The sequence below is a fragment of the Bacillus chungangensis genome (assembly GCF_030812995.1).
Classification (GTDB): domain Bacteria; phylum Bacillota; class Bacilli; order Bacillales; family Bacillaceae_C; genus Bacillus_CF; species Bacillus_CF chungangensis.
Genome location: NZ_JAUSTT010000010.1, coordinates 134,046 through 151,664, shown reverse-complemented (window position 1 = coordinate 151,664; position 17,619 = coordinate 134,046). Strand labels below are relative to the sequence as shown.

Genomic DNA, 17,619 nt, shown 5'->3' with positions numbered 1-17,619 from the left:
ATCATAACAAGTAACACATGGGTAAGCCGTATGCCTTAGTAGGGCACGTACGGTTTGATGAGGGAGTAACCTCGAAAGAGGTTACTCTACTCTATACTCATACAAAAAGTTCCAAACTAAAACAACCATGTTCTCGTAGTACTTGAGTGGACTGTTTTTCGAACGATGTATCGCTAAAGTTTTCTTCGTTGCGCCCGAACAAACTAGATAAATGCTATATTTATCCCATCAAAATTTCCCTCGACTATGCTAAGCGGTAAAATTTTTCGAAGCAGATGATTAAATAAACGAAAATCCTCCTATACTTGAAAAATGGGAGGTGAAATATAATGGCTGGAACTATTTTTTTATGGTGTATGTGGGCTGTCTGGATCATAGCAACTTTTTTATTGCCAAAACAAACGCAGCCTCGTTTATTTCTAGCGATTTTTTCTTTATTGCTCATCATATTTGTTCCTTTTACTTTTTCTATTTTATTTTTAAAAATCCAATTGACAGCAGTTGTGCTTTTACTCCTTGCTTATTTAGCCATTTCGCGCTTTGATATAAGAAAAAGATTGTATAACTTCATTTCGATTTGCATTGTTTCACTAGGATATACAGGCTTTTTATTGTTTGAAATCATTGATCCCGTCTGGTTGATGCTAGATCGCCGCATCCTTATATGCGCTTATATGTTTTTGCTTATTTGGCTATTAGAAAACAAGGATATATTTTCTCAACTTAGTATGATGACTGCTGGAATGATTCATGGCGAAATCCTTTTTGCAATGATTTTATCAAAATGGGGAATGCCTTATTTAGCAGGATCCCCAGAATTTTTAGATACGCTTATGATTTCAAGTTTTCCTTTCCTCAGTTTTTATTTTTTTCGGAGACTTCCACGCATCATTTTACAAAAAATAACATTAAACAACATGAAGGGCATGAGGCATTAACTTAAAAAATAATCATGCTATTTCGCTGTTTTCGGCAATGAATACAGCATAAAATTGCTTGCAGAAAAAATAACTGTTAAAATGAAAGAGCTTCCCCTTTTCTCTAAAAGGGTTTTTCTATTTGATTCGCATTTTTTAATAAATCACTTAGGGATGCTAATCACATCATATAAATATTCTCATCATAAAATATTTAAAAATCAGTAAACAAAAGCAAATTCAGATAAAGTAGCAGGTGAAGGATGATGACAAAACCGGTAATTGCAATTGTCGGGAGACCGAATGTAGGGAAATCGACGATTTTTAACCGTATAGTAGGAGAACGAATCTCGATTGTTGAAGATATTCCAGGAGTAACGAGAGATAGAATTTATAGCTCTGCCGAATGGTTGACTCATGAATTTAATCTCATCGATACTGGTGGAATTGATATTGGTGATGAACCATTCTTGGAACAAATTCGACAACAAGCGGAAATAGCAATTGAAGAAGCAGATGTGATCATCTTTATCACAAATGGCCGTGAAGGAGTAACAACAGCAGATGAGCAGGTGGCAAAAATATTATATAGATCTAAAAAGCCCGTTGTCTTGGCTGTTAATAAAGTAGACAATCCAGAAATGCGTGATCAGATTTATGATTTTTATGCTTTGGGCTTTGGCGAACCATTTCCAATTTCAGGTGCACATGGACTAGGTTTAGGCGACCTGCTTGATGAAGCAGTAAAACATTTTCCGAATGAAGAGGCAATTGATTATAACGAAGATGTTATTAAGTTTTGTCTAATTGGACGTCCAAATGTTGGGAAGTCTTCGTTGGTGAATGCTATTTTGGGGGAAGAGCGTGTCATCGTTAGTGATATTGCCGGCACAACAAGAGATGCAATTGATTCACCTTATACATATGGAGAAAAGGAATATGTGATTATTGATACCGCTGGAATGAGAAAAAAAGGAAAAGTATATGAGAGTACAGAGAAATATAGTGTACTTCGAGCGTTAAGAGCGATTGAACGTTCAGATGTTGTACTTGTTGTATTAAACGCTGAAGAAGGAATAAGAGAACAGGATAAGAAGATAGCCGGCTATGCCGATGAAGCTGGCCGTGCTGTGATTATTGTCGTTAATAAGTGGGATACGATTGAAAAAGATGATAGAACAATGAAATTATTTGAAGAGCAGATTCGTGATCATTTTCAATTTTTAAGCTATGCACCAATCGTGTTTTTATCTGCAGTGACAAAAAAAAGATTGAAGACACTCTTGCCTGTCATTAATACTGTTAGTGAAAATCATGCAATGCGGATACAATCAAGTGTATTAAATGAAGTAATTCAAGATGCGGTCGCCATGAATCCTACACCAACTGACCGTGGAAGACGGTTGCGCATTTATTACGCTACACAGGTAGCAGTGAAGCCGCCTACGTTTGTCATTTTTGTCAATGATACCGAGCTGATGCATTTTTCCTATCAAAGGTTTTTAGAAAATCGAATACGAGATGCTTTTATGTTTGAAGGCACTCCTATTCGTATTATTGCTAGAAAAAGAAGCTAAATGTTTGTAATGAGATTTTGATGATAAATAAAGCAGGTGAAATAGTTGACGAAGCAAAAAAAAACCTTAACTGTTATCGGAGCTGGAAGCTGGGGAACAGCATTAGCGATCGTACTAGCAGATAACGGGCATGATGTACGTCTATGGGGACATAAAAAGGACCAAATAGAGGAAATAAATAATAATCATACCAATGAACACTACTTGCCAGGCATTTCATTGCCAAAAACGATCAAAGGCTATCATGCTTTAGAGAAATCATTAGAGGGAATTGATACAATTGTGCTTGCAGTTCCGACAAAAGCGATTCGTGAAGTAACAGCCAACATTGCTGCTGTTCAACAAACCCCTTTAACAGTTGTCCATGTTAGTAAAGGCATTGAACCAGACACGCATTTGCGGATTTCGGAAATGATTGAGGAGACAATGCCTTTAGAATTACTGAAAGATATTGTTGTGCTGTCCGGACCCAGCCACGCTGAAGAAGTGAGTCTGAGACATCCAACTACAGTAACTGTAGCTTCAAAAAACAGAGAGGCTGCCGAGGCGATCCAGGATATATTTATGAATCAGCATTTTCGAGTCTACACGAATCCTGATATTGTCGGAGTGGAAATTGGGGGCGCTTTGAAAAATATCATTGCATTAGCTGCAGGAGTTTCAGATGGGATTGGTTATGGGGATAATGCAAAAGCAGCACTCATGACACGTGGACTAGCCGAAATTGCACGACTCGGAATAAAAATGGGAGCTAATCCTTTTACTTTTTCAGGTCTTACTGGAATTGGAGATCTAATTGTTACTTGCACAAGTGTACATTCGCGAAATTGGCGGGCGGGGAATATGCTTGGTAAAGGAAAAACGCTTGATGAAGTGTTGAATAGTATGGGCATGGTAGTAGAAGGCGTTCGGACAACAAAGGCTGCCTACCAGCTCAGTAAGAAATATGGCGCAACAATGCCAATTACAGATGCACTCTATCATATCTTATTCAAAGACACACATCCAAAAGACGCTGTAGATCAACTCATGGGCAGAATTAAAACGCATGAAATGGAAGATTTAATGGATTTGCGGCAAGCATTTACAGATTGCAGTTCTTAACATCAATCCAGCGTCTTTGCTGGATTCTGATGAGAAGAGACTGACTTTGATGGGGGTTGTTGCCGCTATTAAATAGCGATGTATTTATGTGAGAACAAAACAGAACAAATTACTTATCTTCTTTTCATATGCTATAATATTGTTGCCTATTAATAGGCATGAACAATAGACAGATTGGGGGTTTTTAAATGTCTTTATCCATGTTCAATATGTGGGTTTCCATCTTAGGAATGGCCCTATTGTTTATTGCCTTTGTAACGATTTATGTCAGTAGATTTAAGCTTAAAAATCGAGTCTTAAAATTTTTTACAACATTTATAGCTTATATATGTTTGATTTCTGGAAGTGTAATGATGATTTATATCGTTTTTTCTGGCCCCACAAGCTAAAACTAAGCAGGCAGCGACGAGAAGAGATGGAATTGTCTAGCGGAAGTCTGTTGCTTATTAGATTAGATTGTATGACTGTTTAGAAAGGAATTTTAATAGATGGCAAGGAAAAAACATACATTAAGACGGACTTTTTTTACTTTTTTGTTTATGATTATTGTTAGCTTATTAAGCGGTTGTTTGTATCCTCAAGAGAAAAGAGTAGAAAATCAGATTCCATATGAAACACAGATTTTGTCAGTCCAAACAGCTGTTGAGGCATTTCAAAAAGACAAAGGCGGCATCCTTCCCATTAAGACGAAAGATAATGATACGTCTATCTACATGAAGTACGTAATTGATTTTCAAAAACTTGTCCCCGCCTATTTGCCGGATTACCCAGGGAACGCATATGAAAATGGCGGCCCCTTTCAATATGTTTTAATTGATGTCGAAACAGAGCCGAAAGTAAAATTATTAGATTTAAGAATAACTGAGGAGATTCGTGAATTAAGATTGCGTCTTCATACGCAAGGGTATCCTCCATTTAAGGAACAGGTAGCCAATAATGTCTATACATTAGACTACTCGCGTCTTGGCTATGAAGAGGAGCCTTATGTTGTTTCTCCATATACGAACCATCACCTGCCGTTATTAATAACGGGTTCTGGTGAAGTGCAAGTGGACTATAGCAGCGATCTTTATCTAACTTTACAAGAAAAGAACTATTCCTATCAGCCTGGTGATGATATTCGACCAATCTTGACAGATAATTCGTTCTTTGTTCCTGCTTATTCTTTGCCGTATACAATAGATGAAAAAAATGAGCCTGTCTTTATGACTAAATAAGCATAACGCTTCTTCTATTAAATATACTTATAGAAGAAGCGTTTTTTTAATTAAAACGTCTCCAATCAAATAGATTGCTTTTTTATTTCACATGACTGAAAATAAAGTGCTTTTTTAGATGAGAAAATTTTCAACTAGTCACAATTTAGATTGGTTTTAAGGCTGACTAAAATAAGATGTCGGCTGCAAGGAGACGCTGCAACAAATAAGGAACGCTTCACTATATATTCATCGCACGAAGAAAAAAGTGAACAACGATGACCCAAGACTTTGTTCTACTTCTCATTAGTCAAGGACGAATGAAAACACCTGCTAATGAAAGTTTCACTTTAAAATTTGTATGAATGAATAAAATTTTGTGGCATAACGGAATAGGACAACATCATAACATATATTGTCCAATCATTTACGGATGATGTGCCCGAGGAACTTAATGATGGGAGGGTATGCATTGGAGAAGGTGGATATTTTTAAAGATATTGCCGAGAGAACAGGCGGCGATATTTATTTAGGAGTTGTTGGTGCAGTCCGCACTGGTAAATCAACTTTTATTAAAAAGTTCATGGAACTCGTCGTATTGCCTAATATTAGCAATGAGGGAGAGCGGGTAAGAGCACAGGATGAACTACCGCAAAGTGCGGCCGGCAAAACAATTATGACGACCGAACCTAAATTCGTCCCAAATCAAGCTGCTACTGTTCAAGTGGACGAAGGCTTAGAAGTGAATGTTCGTCTCGTGGACTGTGTAGGTTATACAGTGCCAGGAGCTAAGGGATATGAAGATGAAAACGGACCACGAATGATTCATACTCCTTGGTATGAAGAACCTATTTCTTTTCATGAAGCGGCTGAAATAGGAACGAGAAAAGTGATTCAAGAACATTCGGTTTTAGGAGTTGTTGTGACAACGGATGGAACAATTGGAGAGATTCCTCGCCAGGATTATGTAGAGGCAGAGGAAAGAGTAATTGCTGAATTAAAGGAAGTAGGCAAGCCATTTATCGTAGTAATTAATTCTGCGCGGCCTCATCATTCCGAAACAGAAATGCTTCGTAATGAATTAACTGAAAAATATGATATTCCTGTTTTAGCAATGTCTGTGGAAAATATGCGGGAAGCGGATGTACTTAATGTACTGCGGGAAGCTCTCTACGAATTTCCAGTCGTTGAGGTGAATGTCAATTTGCCGAGCTGGGTGATGGTTCTCCGCGAAAATCATTGGCTGCAAGTTCATTATCAAGATGCAGTAAAGGAAACAGTAAAAGATATTAAAAGACTTCGTGATGTCGACCGTGTAGTTCATCATTTTAATGATTTTGATTTTATCGAAGATGCAGGGTTAGCTGGTGTTGACATGGGGCAAGGAATTGCAGAAATAGATCTCCACGCTCCTGACGAACTATATGATCAAGTCTTAAAAGAAATTGTTGGGGTTGAAATTCGGGGCAAGGATCATTTACTAGAGCTGATGCAAGAATTTGCACACGCAAAAGGAGAATATGATCACATTTCAGATGCAATTAAAATGGTGAGGCAAACGGGATATGGCATTGCCGCACCATCATTGGAAGATATGAGTCTTGATGAGCCTGAAATCATACGCCAAGGGGCTCGATTCGGTGTTAGACTGCGGGCTGTTGCTCCATCTATTCACATGATCAAGGTCGATGTCGAGTCAGAGTTTGCTCCAATCATTGGAACAGAAAAACAAAGTGAAGAGCTCGTTCGCTATTTGATGCAAGATTTCGAAGATGATCCGCTGTCAATTTGGAATTCTGATATATTCGGTAGAAGTTTGAGCTCCATTGTTCGCGAAGGCATCCAGGCAAAACTAGCGTTGATGCCAGAAAACGCTAGATATAAGCTAAAGGAGACGCTGGAACGAATTATTAACGAAGGATCGGGTGGGTTAATTGCAATTATTCTGTAGAAAAAATGCCAAGCATAGAGGTGCTTGGCATTTTTTTTTCGCGAACAATAGAAAACTTATGAATAAATCATGAATTAATCTTGCTAAGCGAATTTTAATATGATAATCTTTTAAACAGAAATGCTGTTAAGACAATGTTTTTCTGCATTTCATGCCTATTTTTGAGTTCAAATGTATAGAAACCGACAGAAATGTTTACAAATGTTAATAACGGAAATAGGTTAAGTAACCACACTTTCTTTGGGAGGAGGTGAATGGCATGAACAAGACAGACCTAATTAATGGTGTTGCTGAGGCAACTGAACTATCTAAGAAGGATGCAACAAAAGCAGTTGATGCTGTTTTTGATACAATTCAAAAAGCCCTATCAAATGGAGATAAAGTACAACTAATTGGTTTTGGCAACTTCGAAGTTCGCGAGCGTGCTGCAAGAAAAGGACGCAACCCGCAAACTGGAGAAGAAATTGATATCGCAGCTAGCAAGGTACCTGCATTTAAACCAGGTAAGGCGCTTAAAGACGCTGTAAAGTAGTACATACTTTTAGCGTATGGGAGGACTGTCTCAATCAGGCAGTCCTCTTCTTTTGCCCACTAATAGTACATGTGCTAAGATTAGAAATGTTATTATCTTTTTTTTATATAAAAAGTAATGAGACCCTACATCTGATAATAGAGTATATGAAAAATAACATGCTTAACGAAAAAATGTTATATTTATAAGCTTCTATAAAATAAACCACGATTTCATCAACAGTCTTAGGGGCTGAGTTAAATTCAGCAAGACATGAGACATGATTAGGAGGAAGTAGGATGTTAGAAGTGAATCGCATACAAATAGAACAAGCGGTGCGCTTAATTTTAGAAGCAATAGGAGAGGACCCAAATCGCGAAGGCTTAGTGGATACTCCTAAACGTGTCGCCAAAATGTATGAAGAAGTTTTTTCTGGATTAAAGCAAGATCCTGGGGAATATTTTGAAACAATTTTTGGTGAAGAACATGAAGAGCTTGTCTTAGTAAAGGACATTCCATTTTTCTCGATGTGTGAGCATCACCTTGTTCCTTTTTTCGGAAAGGCACATGTTGCCTACATTCCGAGAAATGGAAGAGTAACAGGCCTTAGTAAATTAGCTCGAGCTGTTGAAGCGGTTTCACGCCGTCCTCAACTACAAGAACGGATTACGTCAGTAATTGCAGATACAATCATGGAAAAATTAGATCCGCACGGCACAATGGTTGTTGTAGAAGCTGAACATATGTGTATGACTATGAGAGGCGTTAAAAAGCCAGGCGCCAAAACAGTTACTACTGCTGTTAGAGGAATATTGTCAGATAATCATCTGATGCGATCAGAAGTGCTTGCATTTATTAAAGCTTAATTTGTATGATGAGATAGAAGAGAATGAATACCAGCAAGATTATTAAGAATATTGATAGAAAAAAACGAGAAATGCAGATAACAACGATAATTAATGTTATAATGTTCACTATGCTCTTTTATCGTTTATTCAAGAAGCCGCTATCAAAAAAAATCGACATTCATTTGTCGGTATTGCCTGAAAAACTTTGCTCATGCTTGCCGGTTTTTCAGGCGATGGATAAGGTTGCGACACTGTTTGATACAACAAAGAGTAATAAATAAAGAAATGGGGATTAAGGGTCATGACTTTGCAAGCAAGCAGACAGCAAATTAGCTCAATTAAGAAAATCATCAAACAGAAAATCTCTCATGACTATATAAACAAGTTTATCAAAGCTCCTATTATAGATGAGGATTTGATCCTGTTATTCATTAATAGTCTGAATGAGCAAGAGGTTTCAAAGAAAGATGCTGAAACCTTAATTGCAACAGCCATGTTTGTTAATATTGCCCTTGATACTCATGAGCAAGTGTCGAATCATCATGGGATATTAAAGCAACGCCAGCTTACTGTTTTAGCAGGCGACTATTTTAGTGGACTTTATTATAAAATTTTAGCCGAAACAGAAAATATCCCTTTGATTCGCACGCTAGCGAAAGGCATTAAAGCTGTTAATGAGCACAAGGTTGCTGTCTATCAGCTTCAAAGTAAAGATTTGGATTGTTTTTTTCACAGTCTGCAGGAAATAGAATCTGCAATACTACGTCAATTTTGTTTGTTTTTTAATGCTTCAACAACCTACCTGCTAGGAAAAGAAATGCTATTTTTAAAAAGATTGCAGACCGAAAAAACACTTTTTATGAGAGGGGAAACGTCCATCCTATTTGAAGCGTTTAAAAAATTTGCCGTACATGCATTGCCAAGACCAAGGAAGGAAGAGCCATGGGATCAAAAACGGCTGCTGGATATCTGCGAACAGTATATTAAACATGCTAAAACCAGAGTGGATGAAGCCATGAGACATATACCCCTTCCACATCTATTACTGGTGAATCGAGTTTCTGAATTGCTTGATGATCGGCATGTAGGAAGAACGAAACTCTACGTAGAAGAGGGATAAATATGCCATCGAAAGAGGAACGTGTACATAACGTATTTGAAAAGATTTCAACTGATTACGATAAGATGAACGCTGTCATCAGCTTTCAACAACATATAAAATGGCGAAAAGATACGATGAACAGGATGTCTGTTAAAGAGGGGGCATCTGCTTTAGATGTCTGTTGCGGGACAGCTGATTGGACGATTGCTTTAGCTGAAACTGTCGGCGCTGAAGGCAAAGTAATTGGACTCGATTTTAGCAGCAACATGCTTGAGGTGGGAAAACAAAAGGTGCACCAATTAGGGCTGCAGCAAGTAGAATTAATCCAAGGAAATGCCATGGATATACCTTTTGACGATAATACCTTCGATTATGTAACGATCGGTTTTGGACTTCGAAATGTGCCTGATTATATGCATGTGCTAAAAGAAATGCACCGTGTATTAAAACCGGGGGGGATGGCTGTTTGTTTAGAAACATCTCAACCAACTTTAATAGGATATCGCCAGCTTTTTTATTTTTATTTTCGTTTTATTATGCCGATTTTTGGGAAGCTCTTTGCTAAAAGCTATAATGAATATTCATGGCTGCAAGAATCTGCACGCGAATTCCCAGACATGAAAGAGTTGGCTGGCATGTTTGAAGCCGTTGGATTTCAGCAAGTTCGCTACAAATCGTATAGTGGTGGTGCTGCGGCCACACATATTGGGATGAAGAAGAAACAACACTAGGCTGGGTGGATATGATGATGAAACTAAAAAGAATGTATTCGTATTTAAAGGCGGATATTGATTTAATAGAAAAGGAATTAAAAGCAGCTACTGAATCGGAATCAAGGCTATTGGAAGAAGCGTCGCAGCATTTACTTCAAGCTGGGGGAAAAAGAATTCGTCCAGTTTTTGTCCTCTTAGCCGCTAAATTTGGCGACTATAATATTCAAGTAATCAAACAAGTTGCGGTGGCATTAGAACTCATTCATATGGCTTCTTTAGTACACGATGATGTTATTGATGATTCCGAGCTTCGCCGCGGCCAACCAACAATTAAGGCGAAATGGGACAACAAAATAGCGATGTATGCAGGAGACTATATTTTTGCTCGTTCTTTAGAATATATAACAAAAATTGAGAATCCAACAGCACACAAGATTTTATCTAGTACGATTGTAGAGGTTTGTATTGGAGAAATTGAACAAATTAAAGATAAGTATCGATTCGATCAACATTATCGTGATTATTTGCGAAGAATAAAAAGGAAAACAGCGTTATTAATTGCCGTAAGCTGTCAACTCGGGGCAATCGCAGCAGGGGCAAGCGCAAACATACATAAAAAATTATTTGAATTCGGTTATTATGTTGGTCTATCTTATCAAATTACGGACGATATTCTTGATTTTACATCGACAGAAAAAGAGTTGGGAAAGCCGGCTGGCGATGACTTATTGCAAGGAAATATCACATTGCCCGCTTTATTTGCGATGAGAACTCCTGCTGTTAAATGTGTAATCGAACAGGTGCATGAAAAAACAACAAAAGAAGAAATGACTCATATTATTAAGTTGATTAAAGAAACGGGAGCCATTGAAAAATCCCATCAAATAAGTCAACGATATTTACAGAAAGCATTGCTTGCTTTACAAACTTTACCAGACAGGCGAGAAAAAAAGTCACTTATTGATATTGCAAATTATATCGGGAAACGTAAATACTAGCATTCTAAAAAAGAGCAGTATGATATTCATTGCCAAATATTAAAATAAGTGGTAATATTCTCGGTGGATTAATGGCAAACTTTAGATAGATATAGTAGGAGTGGTTGAAAATGGAGAAAACTTTTTTGATGGTAAAGCCAGATGGCGTACAAAGAGAATTAATTGGAGAGATTGTCTCCCGTTTTGAAAAAAAAGGTTTTCAGCTCGTCGGAGCAAAATTGATGGCGATTCCAACTGCACTAGCTGAAAAGCATTATGCAGAACATAAAGAACGTCCTTTCTTTGGAGAACTAGTTGATTTCATTACATCTGGCCCTGTTTTTGCGATGGTTTGGCAAGGTGAAAACGTGATTAGTACTGCTCGTCAAATGATGGGGGCAACAAACCCGAAAGATGCTGCAACTGGCACAGTAAGAGGGGATTTTGGAGTGACAGTTGGAAAAAATATTATCCACGGTTCAGATTCACTAGAAAGCGCTGAAAGAGAAATTGGGCTGTTCTTTAAAACCGACGAACTTGTTGATTATTCAAAATTAAACAATCAATGGATTTATTAAGAAAAATGTCTGCAAATGCAGACATTTTTTTACGTGCGCCCAGCATGGGCGCACGTATATTTATCCAAACCATAACAAAGAGAGCAGGAAGCGGGGGTATGGATTCCATCATTCATATTTAGAAGGAAAACTTATAAGTTGCTATATCCAAATTTAAGCGCTTTCCATATTGAAATTAATAAGGCTACCTCTTCTCGGTTGAGAAGCACTTTTTCGTCTATTTCGCCAAATCGAAAAGCTTGAGAATTAGCTTAGATGTTCCTTCTTTGTGAAATACCCTCATCATCATTAAAAATCCTCTCATTGGGTCTATTTGATCATTTTTTTCAAGCATTCTTTTCCTACTTTCGTTATACTTAATATATATAAATTGTGAGTCCAAATGGAGAAGGATTTCTGTCATCCCTCAAAGAAGCAAATACACTTTTTTCCGAGAATTTTTTTGTAATTGATTTGAGTAAGTTTTTTCACTATTTATCCCACATCTAACTAGCGAGTCAAGTCCCCCACCTCGGGGAGTAAGAGGAATCAGAAACGCTAGGTGTGGAATAACTGAAAATCAAATGTCCGATTGGCTCGGGTCTCAGCAGTGAGATATCGCACGAAAGATTTCGAGGACGCGCGCGATCTTAGCCTTAGTAGGGGATGAGAGAACCCCCACTAATGGAAGTTTCACTTAATCATTTATTATTGGTAGATGGAGGAACGGAAATGAATCAAGATTATGAACAATTTACGTTAAAAATAAAACAGAAAACGGGAATTGACTTGGCCTTCTATAAAGAAGCACAGATGAAACGAAGGCTCACTTCCTTATATGAGAAAAAAGGTTTTCATTCCTTCATGGACTTTTTTCAAGCAATAAATAAAGATGCACAATTAATGAATGAATTCTTAGATAGAATGACGATTAATGTTTCCGAGTTTTATCGCAATGCGAAAAGATGGGATGTGTTAGAGAAAAAAGTGCTTCCTCGTCTTTTAACGACCAAAAAAAAGTTGAAAATTTGGAGTGCAGCATCTTCAACGGGTGAAGAACCATATACGATTGCTATGATCTTATCTCATTTTATGCCATTATCAGCAATTTCAATTTTAGCGACAGATATCGATGAAAAAGCAATACAAAGAGCGAAGCTGGGCGTATATCCTGAACGGTCTCTAAATGAAGTGCCATTGGAAATAAAGAAAAAGTATTTCACAAAAGATGGCGACTTTTTTAAAGTAGATGAAAACATTCAGAAGACGGTCACTTTCCGAAAGCATAATTTGTTGGCTGATTCATACGGTTCGGGTTATGATTTAATCGTTTGTCGAAATGTGCTTATTTATTTTACAGAAGAGGCAAAGGAAGAAATTTATCATAAATTTAGTAGCGCCCTGACTTCAGGTGGTGTATTATTTGTAGGAAGTACAGAACAAATTTTTAATCCAACTGTCTATGGATTTGAAACAGAAGATACTTTTTTTTATAGAAAGATGTAAAAAAATGGAGAAAGGGACCGCTTAAGTTGTTAACCTGGTTTCTTTCTCTTTTCCATACTAATGAAAATTAGAAGAGAAAAGATTTTTTTGTCAGATAAACGATGAACCAAAAAAGAAATTATGTTATAGTGTTACATAAATCCTTTAAAGTACTGAAGGGGGAGGCAAAATGAGATACTTAACAGCAGGAGAGTCGCATGGCCCACAACTAACGACCATTATTGAGGGTTTGCCAGCTGGAATGCCATTAATAGCTGAGGATATAAATATCGAGCTTGCTAGACGACAAAAAGGCCATGGCCGGGGCCGAAGAATGCAAATTGAGAAAGATCAGGCCAACATATTAAGCGGTGTTCGACATGGATATACACTTGGATCACCGGTTACACTTGCAGTTGTAAATAACGACTGGAAACATTGGACAAAAATTATGGGAATCGAACCAATTGCCGAAGAAGCAGAGGAAGAGATAAAAAGGAAGGTCACTCGTCCTCGTCCAGGTCATGCAGATTTAATCGGGGGCATGAAATATGGGCATCGCGATATGAGGAATGTGCTTGAGCGTTCTTCCGCAAGAGAAACAACAGTTAGAGTGGCTGCAGGAGCTGTTGCCAAAAAACTGCTTAAATTATTGGGAATTGAAATTGCAGGCCATGTTACTGAAATCGGTGGCGTGCAATCAAAAGTCGATACCTATCCATCCATTAAAGAAATACAGCAAATAACAGAACAGTCGCCTGTCAGATGTTTGGATGATGAAGCAGGACAAAAAATGATGGACGCGATCGATCTTGCAAAGAAAAATGGCGACTCTATTGGTGGGATTGTAGAAGTTATTGTAGAAGGAATGCCGCCAGGAGTAGGAAGCTATGTCCATTATGATCGCAAATTAGATGCGAAGCTTGCACGGGCAATCGTTAGTATTAATGCATTTAAAGGAGTCGAATTTGGTTTAGGCTTTGAAATGGCACGAAAACCAGGCAGTGAAGTACATGATGAAATTGTTTGGAATAAAGATAACGGATACGAACGCAGTACGAATCGTTTAGGTGGATTAGAGGGAGGAATGTCAAACGGCATGCCAATCATCATCCGTGGTGTCATGAAGCCAATCCCTACTTTGTATAAACCATTAAAGAGTGTGGATATAGATTCTAAAGAAGCGTTTACTGCAAGTATCGAAAGGTCAGATAGCTGTGCTGTACCAGCTGCTAGTGTTGTTGCGGAGGCAGCAGTAGCTTGGGAACTAGCTGCTGCAATCGTCGAACAGTTCTACAGTGACCGCTTAGAAACGCTAAAAGCAACTATTGATGAATATCGCGAATATGCAGGGAAGTTTTAAGATGGAAAAAATAAAAATTAATACATTATCAAAACAATATCATGTTTATGTAGGAGCTGGCGCAATCCAGCAAGTCGACCAAGATTTACGTCACATGTTTAATCATTATTCGAAGCTCATGGTTATAACAGATGAAACAGTTCTAAGTCTGCATATAGAACAATTAAAACAAGCATTGCCTGCAAGCTTAGAGGTGCTTGTGTATGCAGTTCCAGCTAGTGAGCAAGCAAAGACATTTGCTATTTATGAGAAATGCATGACTTTTGCTTTGCAAAATGGATTGGATCGCAAATCTTGTGTTTTGGCCTTTGGCGGCGGAGTGGTCGGTGATCTTGCTGGTTTTGTTGCAGCAACATTTATGCGTGGGGTGCCATTTATACAAATTCCAACAACCATTTTAGCTCATGATAGTGCTGTTGGAGGCAAAGTGGCGATAAACCATCCACTTGGGAAAAATATGGTTGGAGCTTTTTACCAACCTGAAGCTGTTTTGTATGATACAAGCTTTTTGTCTACATTGCCGGAACGAGAAATCCGATCAGGTTTTGCAGAAGTAGTAAAGCATGCATTCATTGCTGATGAAGAGTTTTTGGAAAATTTAATGAACCAGATTACCTCTTTTGAGCAGCTTAGCGGCGAAAAACTCACGATGATTTTAAAGAGAGGAATCGAAATTAAACGCGACATTGTTAGCCAAGATGAGAAAGAGAATGGCATTCGAGCGTATTTAAATTTTGGACATACACTTGGACATGCACTTGAAACATATTTAGGCTATGGAAAAACTACCCATGGAGAAGCAGTGATGACCGGGATGATTTTCGCTTTATATCTAAGTATGAAACAATGTCAATTATCCTTTCCATTAAATAACTTTATTCAATGGATCGAAAAACTTGGCTATGACTGGAAAATTCCTTCTTCGATTGTATTTGATGAGATTATTGAGGTGATGAAAAGGGATAAAAAATCCGTTTCGCAGAAGCCTCAATTTGTTCTCTTGACCAATATTGGCCATCCGATATTGGTAGAAGTTGAGGAGCCCCTTTTAAAAGCAGCGTTCCATAACATATCCAGAACAGACTGCCAATAAGTACTCTCTTTCACTGTCCTGATTCATGCTTTCAGCAGGTGTTCCCCGTTTAAGAACGGGAAAGACAGCTAAGAAAAATAGCCAGGCGTCATGGAGTAATACATTTTTCAAAAAGTGAGAGAAAAATAGAGGAGCATTTCTTTTTTTTCTTAGTCTCTCCGTGTTGAGACTGTTCGTTTCTTGAAATTCTTTGCTTTTTTTCTCCTTTTTGAAAGCATACTAAACGAGATATAACAAAAGGGGAGATGACAATGATTCGAGGAATACGAGGGGCTACAACGGTCACTGATAATGATGAACAAGAAATTTTAAAGGCGTCAGAAGAACTAATAGGTGTATTGATTGAAAAAAATAATATTAGTCCTGATAATGTTGTTTCTGTTTTTATTTCATTAACACCAGGGCTTGACGCAGCTTTTCCAGCTAAAGCTTTAAGGATGTTCCCAAATTGGACATATGTTCCGGTTATGTGTATGCAGGAAATTCCAGTTAAGGGGAGTTTGCCTCATTGTATTAGAATCATGATGCATGTTCAGACAGAGACGAGCCAAGCTGATATTCAACATGTTTACTTGCGGGGAGCTATTTCATTACGCCCTGATTTAAGTATAAAATAACATGTTGCCTTCAAGTCTTTAGTTTTCATTTTGTGCCAAGTGGTTTAGTTTTAAGAAATTTGCGTCTTGGCTTGAAGGCAGGATAAAAGAAGCTTCCACTGATAGGAATTTCACTTTATCCCACATCTAACTGGCAGTAAGACCCCACCTCAATAGTGAGAGGAATCAGAAGTGCTAGGTGGGGGATAACTGAAAGTCAAATGTCCGATTGGTTCGGGCCGACAGGATAAGGAAAACTTCTTGAATCAACATCGCACGAAGAAAAAGTGCGCTTCTTTTTCGAGGATGTCGGTCACAAAGGCGTTGCAACAGGACAAGGAAAGCTTCGGCAGCGATACATCGCACGAAGAAAAGCGGGTTTCCTTTTCGAGGACGTTGCGACCTTAGCCTTTGTTCTACTTCCCATGAGTAGGGGATGAGAGAAAACCCCCACTCATGGAAGTTTCACTTTATAAAAAAACAGCGCAAAAAAGGAAATTGAGGTGAATAATTGTGAAATGGAAAGAACAAGTACTACCATTAAAACCTTACCAACCAGGAAAATCAATTGAAGAGGTTAGAAAAGAATTAGGGCTCGAACAAATCGTTAAGCTTGCTTCTAATGAAAATCCGTATGGACAATCACCAAAAGTACGAGAGGCATTAGCTAATATAATGTTTAATTATGCTATTTATCCTGATGGCTATGCTGCAGACTTTCGTCAAGCTTTGGCCTCTTTTTTACAGGTAGATAGTAAGCAGCTTATTTTTGGAAATGGAACGGATGAAGTAATTGAAATTATTTCCAGGTCCTTGTTAGAAGAGAATAAAAATACCGTCATGGCGGAAAGAACATTCCCGCAATATAAACATAATGCAATCTTAGATGGTGCAGAAATTAGAGAAGTTCCTATTGTAGACGGAGCACATGACCTTGAAGGAATGCTCGCTGCTATCGATGATAATACAGCAATTGTATGGTTGTGTAGTCCTAATAACCCGACAGGGACATATATTCCACAACAACAGCTGGAAGACTTTCTAGCAAAGGTGCCAAAGGATGTACTCGTTGTTTTGGATGAAGCATATCGTGAATATGTAACAGCAGATGATTATGGCGATACGATCGCATTGCTTGCACTTTATCCTAACTTAATGATTACAAGAACCTTCTCGAAAATATATGGACTTGCTGGATTCCGTGTTGGTTATGGCATTGCAGCTGAAGCTATTATAACGAAGCTCGAGTCAGTAAGGCAGCCATTTAATACAAATGTATTAGGACAACGCGCTGCTGCAATTGCACTTTCCGATCAGGATTTCGTTGCAGAATGCCGGCGCTTAAATCGAGAGGGAATGGAACGGCTCTATGCATTTTGTGATGAACATCAATTAAGCTATTATCCATCTCAAGGTAATTTTATTTTGATCGATTTTGGCTGTGATGGCGAAGTGGTCTTTCAATATTTATTAAAACAGGGCTATATTGTTCGCTCTGGTCCAGCTTTAGGTTTTCCTACGTGTGTTCGAATAACGGTAGGGAATGAAGAACAAATAACAGGGTTAATCGAAGCGATAACTCGATTTTTACAGGAAAATAAATAACGAATCTTCATTGAATTCATTTAG

Annotated in this window: 18 protein-coding genes; all 18 read left to right on the top strand. The window is 38.1% G+C overall.

What is annotated here, in order from left to right; genetic code table 11:
* Positions 1-329 precede the first annotated feature (329 nt).
* The 18 genes from J2S08_RS10210 to hisC all read left to right on the top strand — a co-directional run bounded on the left by J2S08_RS10210 (position 330) and on the right by hisC (position 17,595).
* Positions 330-938: a YphA family membrane protein gene (locus J2S08_RS10210; protein WP_307229190.1), complete on the top strand. Its 609-nt coding sequence runs from the start codon at positions 330-332 to the stop codon at positions 936-938.
* Between the two features lie 245 nt (positions 939-1,183).
* Complete coding sequence (gene der / locus J2S08_RS10205; protein WP_307229197.1) at positions 1,184-2,494, top strand: ribosome biogenesis GTPase Der; 1,311 nt, start codon at positions 1,184-1,186, stop codon at positions 2,492-2,494.
* A gap of 45 nt (positions 2,495-2,539) precedes the next feature.
* Entirely contained in the window at positions 2,540-3,598 is a 1,059-nt protein-coding gene (locus J2S08_RS10200) for an NAD(P)H-dependent glycerol-3-phosphate dehydrogenase (protein ID WP_307229188.1), read from the top strand.
* A gap of 188 nt (positions 3,599-3,786) precedes the next feature.
* Positions 3,787-3,987: a DUF2768 domain-containing protein gene (locus J2S08_RS10195; protein ID WP_307229185.1), complete on the top strand. Its 201-nt coding sequence runs from the start codon at positions 3,787-3,789 to the stop codon at positions 3,985-3,987.
* 99 nt (positions 3,988-4,086) lie between these two features.
* Positions 4,087-4,815, top strand: a complete 729-nt coding sequence (locus tag J2S08_RS10190) for a hypothetical protein (RefSeq protein ID WP_307229183.1) — start codon at positions 4,087-4,089, stop codon at positions 4,813-4,815.
* Positions 4,816-5,266: 451 nt separating this feature from the next.
* Positions 5,267-6,745: a stage IV sporulation protein A gene (spoIVA, locus tag J2S08_RS10185; RefSeq protein WP_307229181.1), complete on the top strand. Its 1,479-nt coding sequence runs from the start codon at positions 5,267-5,269 to the stop codon at positions 6,743-6,745.
* Positions 6,746-7,004: 259 nt separating this feature from the next.
* On the top strand, positions 7,005-7,277 hold the full coding sequence (locus tag J2S08_RS10180; RefSeq protein ID WP_307229179.1) for an HU family DNA-binding protein: 273 nt from the start codon (positions 7,005-7,007) through the stop codon (positions 7,275-7,277).
* Between the two features lie 278 nt (positions 7,278-7,555).
* A complete protein-coding gene (gene folE / locus J2S08_RS10175; RefSeq protein ID WP_307229177.1) occupies positions 7,556-8,122 on the top strand; it encodes a GTP cyclohydrolase I FolE in 567 nt (188 codons plus the stop codon).
* A 23-nt stretch (positions 8,123-8,145) separates the two neighbouring features.
* On the top strand, positions 8,146-8,385 hold the full coding sequence (locus J2S08_RS10170; RefSeq protein WP_307229175.1) for a hypothetical protein: 240 nt from the start codon (positions 8,146-8,148) through the stop codon (positions 8,383-8,385).
* A gap of 20 nt (positions 8,386-8,405) precedes the next feature.
* Positions 8,406-9,224, top strand: coding sequence for a heptaprenyl diphosphate synthase component 1 (locus tag J2S08_RS10165; protein ID WP_307229173.1), 819 nt, complete (start codon positions 8,406-8,408; stop codon positions 9,222-9,224).
* Between the two features lie 2 nt (positions 9,225-9,226).
* A complete protein-coding gene (locus tag J2S08_RS10160) occupies positions 9,227-9,937 on the top strand; it encodes a demethylmenaquinone methyltransferase (protein WP_307229171.1) in 711 nt (236 codons plus the stop codon).
* 17 nt (positions 9,938-9,954) lie between these two features.
* On the top strand, positions 9,955-10,917 hold the full coding sequence (hepT, locus tag J2S08_RS10155) for a heptaprenyl diphosphate synthase component II (protein ID WP_307229169.1): 963 nt from the start codon (positions 9,955-9,957) through the stop codon (positions 10,915-10,917).
* A gap of 110 nt (positions 10,918-11,027) precedes the next feature.
* Positions 11,028-11,474, top strand: a complete 447-nt coding sequence (gene ndk / locus J2S08_RS10150) for a nucleoside-diphosphate kinase (RefSeq protein ID WP_307229168.1) — start codon at positions 11,028-11,030, stop codon at positions 11,472-11,474.
* A gap of 711 nt (positions 11,475-12,185) precedes the next feature.
* Positions 12,186-12,959 carry a CheR family methyltransferase gene (locus tag J2S08_RS10145; protein WP_307229166.1) on the top strand — a complete coding sequence of 258 codons (774 nt, stop codon included), beginning with the start codon at positions 12,186-12,188 and terminating at the stop codon, positions 12,957-12,959.
* A 169-nt stretch (positions 12,960-13,128) separates the two neighbouring features.
* Positions 13,129-14,301: a chorismate synthase gene (gene aroC, locus J2S08_RS10140; protein ID WP_307229164.1), complete on the top strand. Its 1,173-nt coding sequence runs from the start codon at positions 13,129-13,131 to the stop codon at positions 14,299-14,301.
* 1 nt (position 14,302) lies between these two features.
* Complete coding sequence (gene aroB / locus J2S08_RS10135) at positions 14,303-15,394, top strand: 3-dehydroquinate synthase (RefSeq protein ID WP_307229162.1); 1,092 nt, start codon at positions 14,303-14,305, stop codon at positions 15,392-15,394.
* Positions 15,395-15,645: 251 nt separating this feature from the next.
* Positions 15,646-16,011 (top strand): chorismate mutase, encoded by a 366-nt coding sequence (aroH, locus tag J2S08_RS10130; RefSeq protein WP_307229160.1) that lies wholly within the window; start codon positions 15,646-15,648, stop codon positions 16,009-16,011.
* A gap of 492 nt (positions 16,012-16,503) precedes the next feature.
* Positions 16,504-17,595, top strand: a complete 1,092-nt coding sequence (hisC, locus tag J2S08_RS10125) for a histidinol-phosphate transaminase (RefSeq protein ID WP_307229158.1) — start codon at positions 16,504-16,506, stop codon at positions 17,593-17,595.
* The last annotated feature ends 24 nt before the right edge of the window (positions 17,596-17,619 follow it).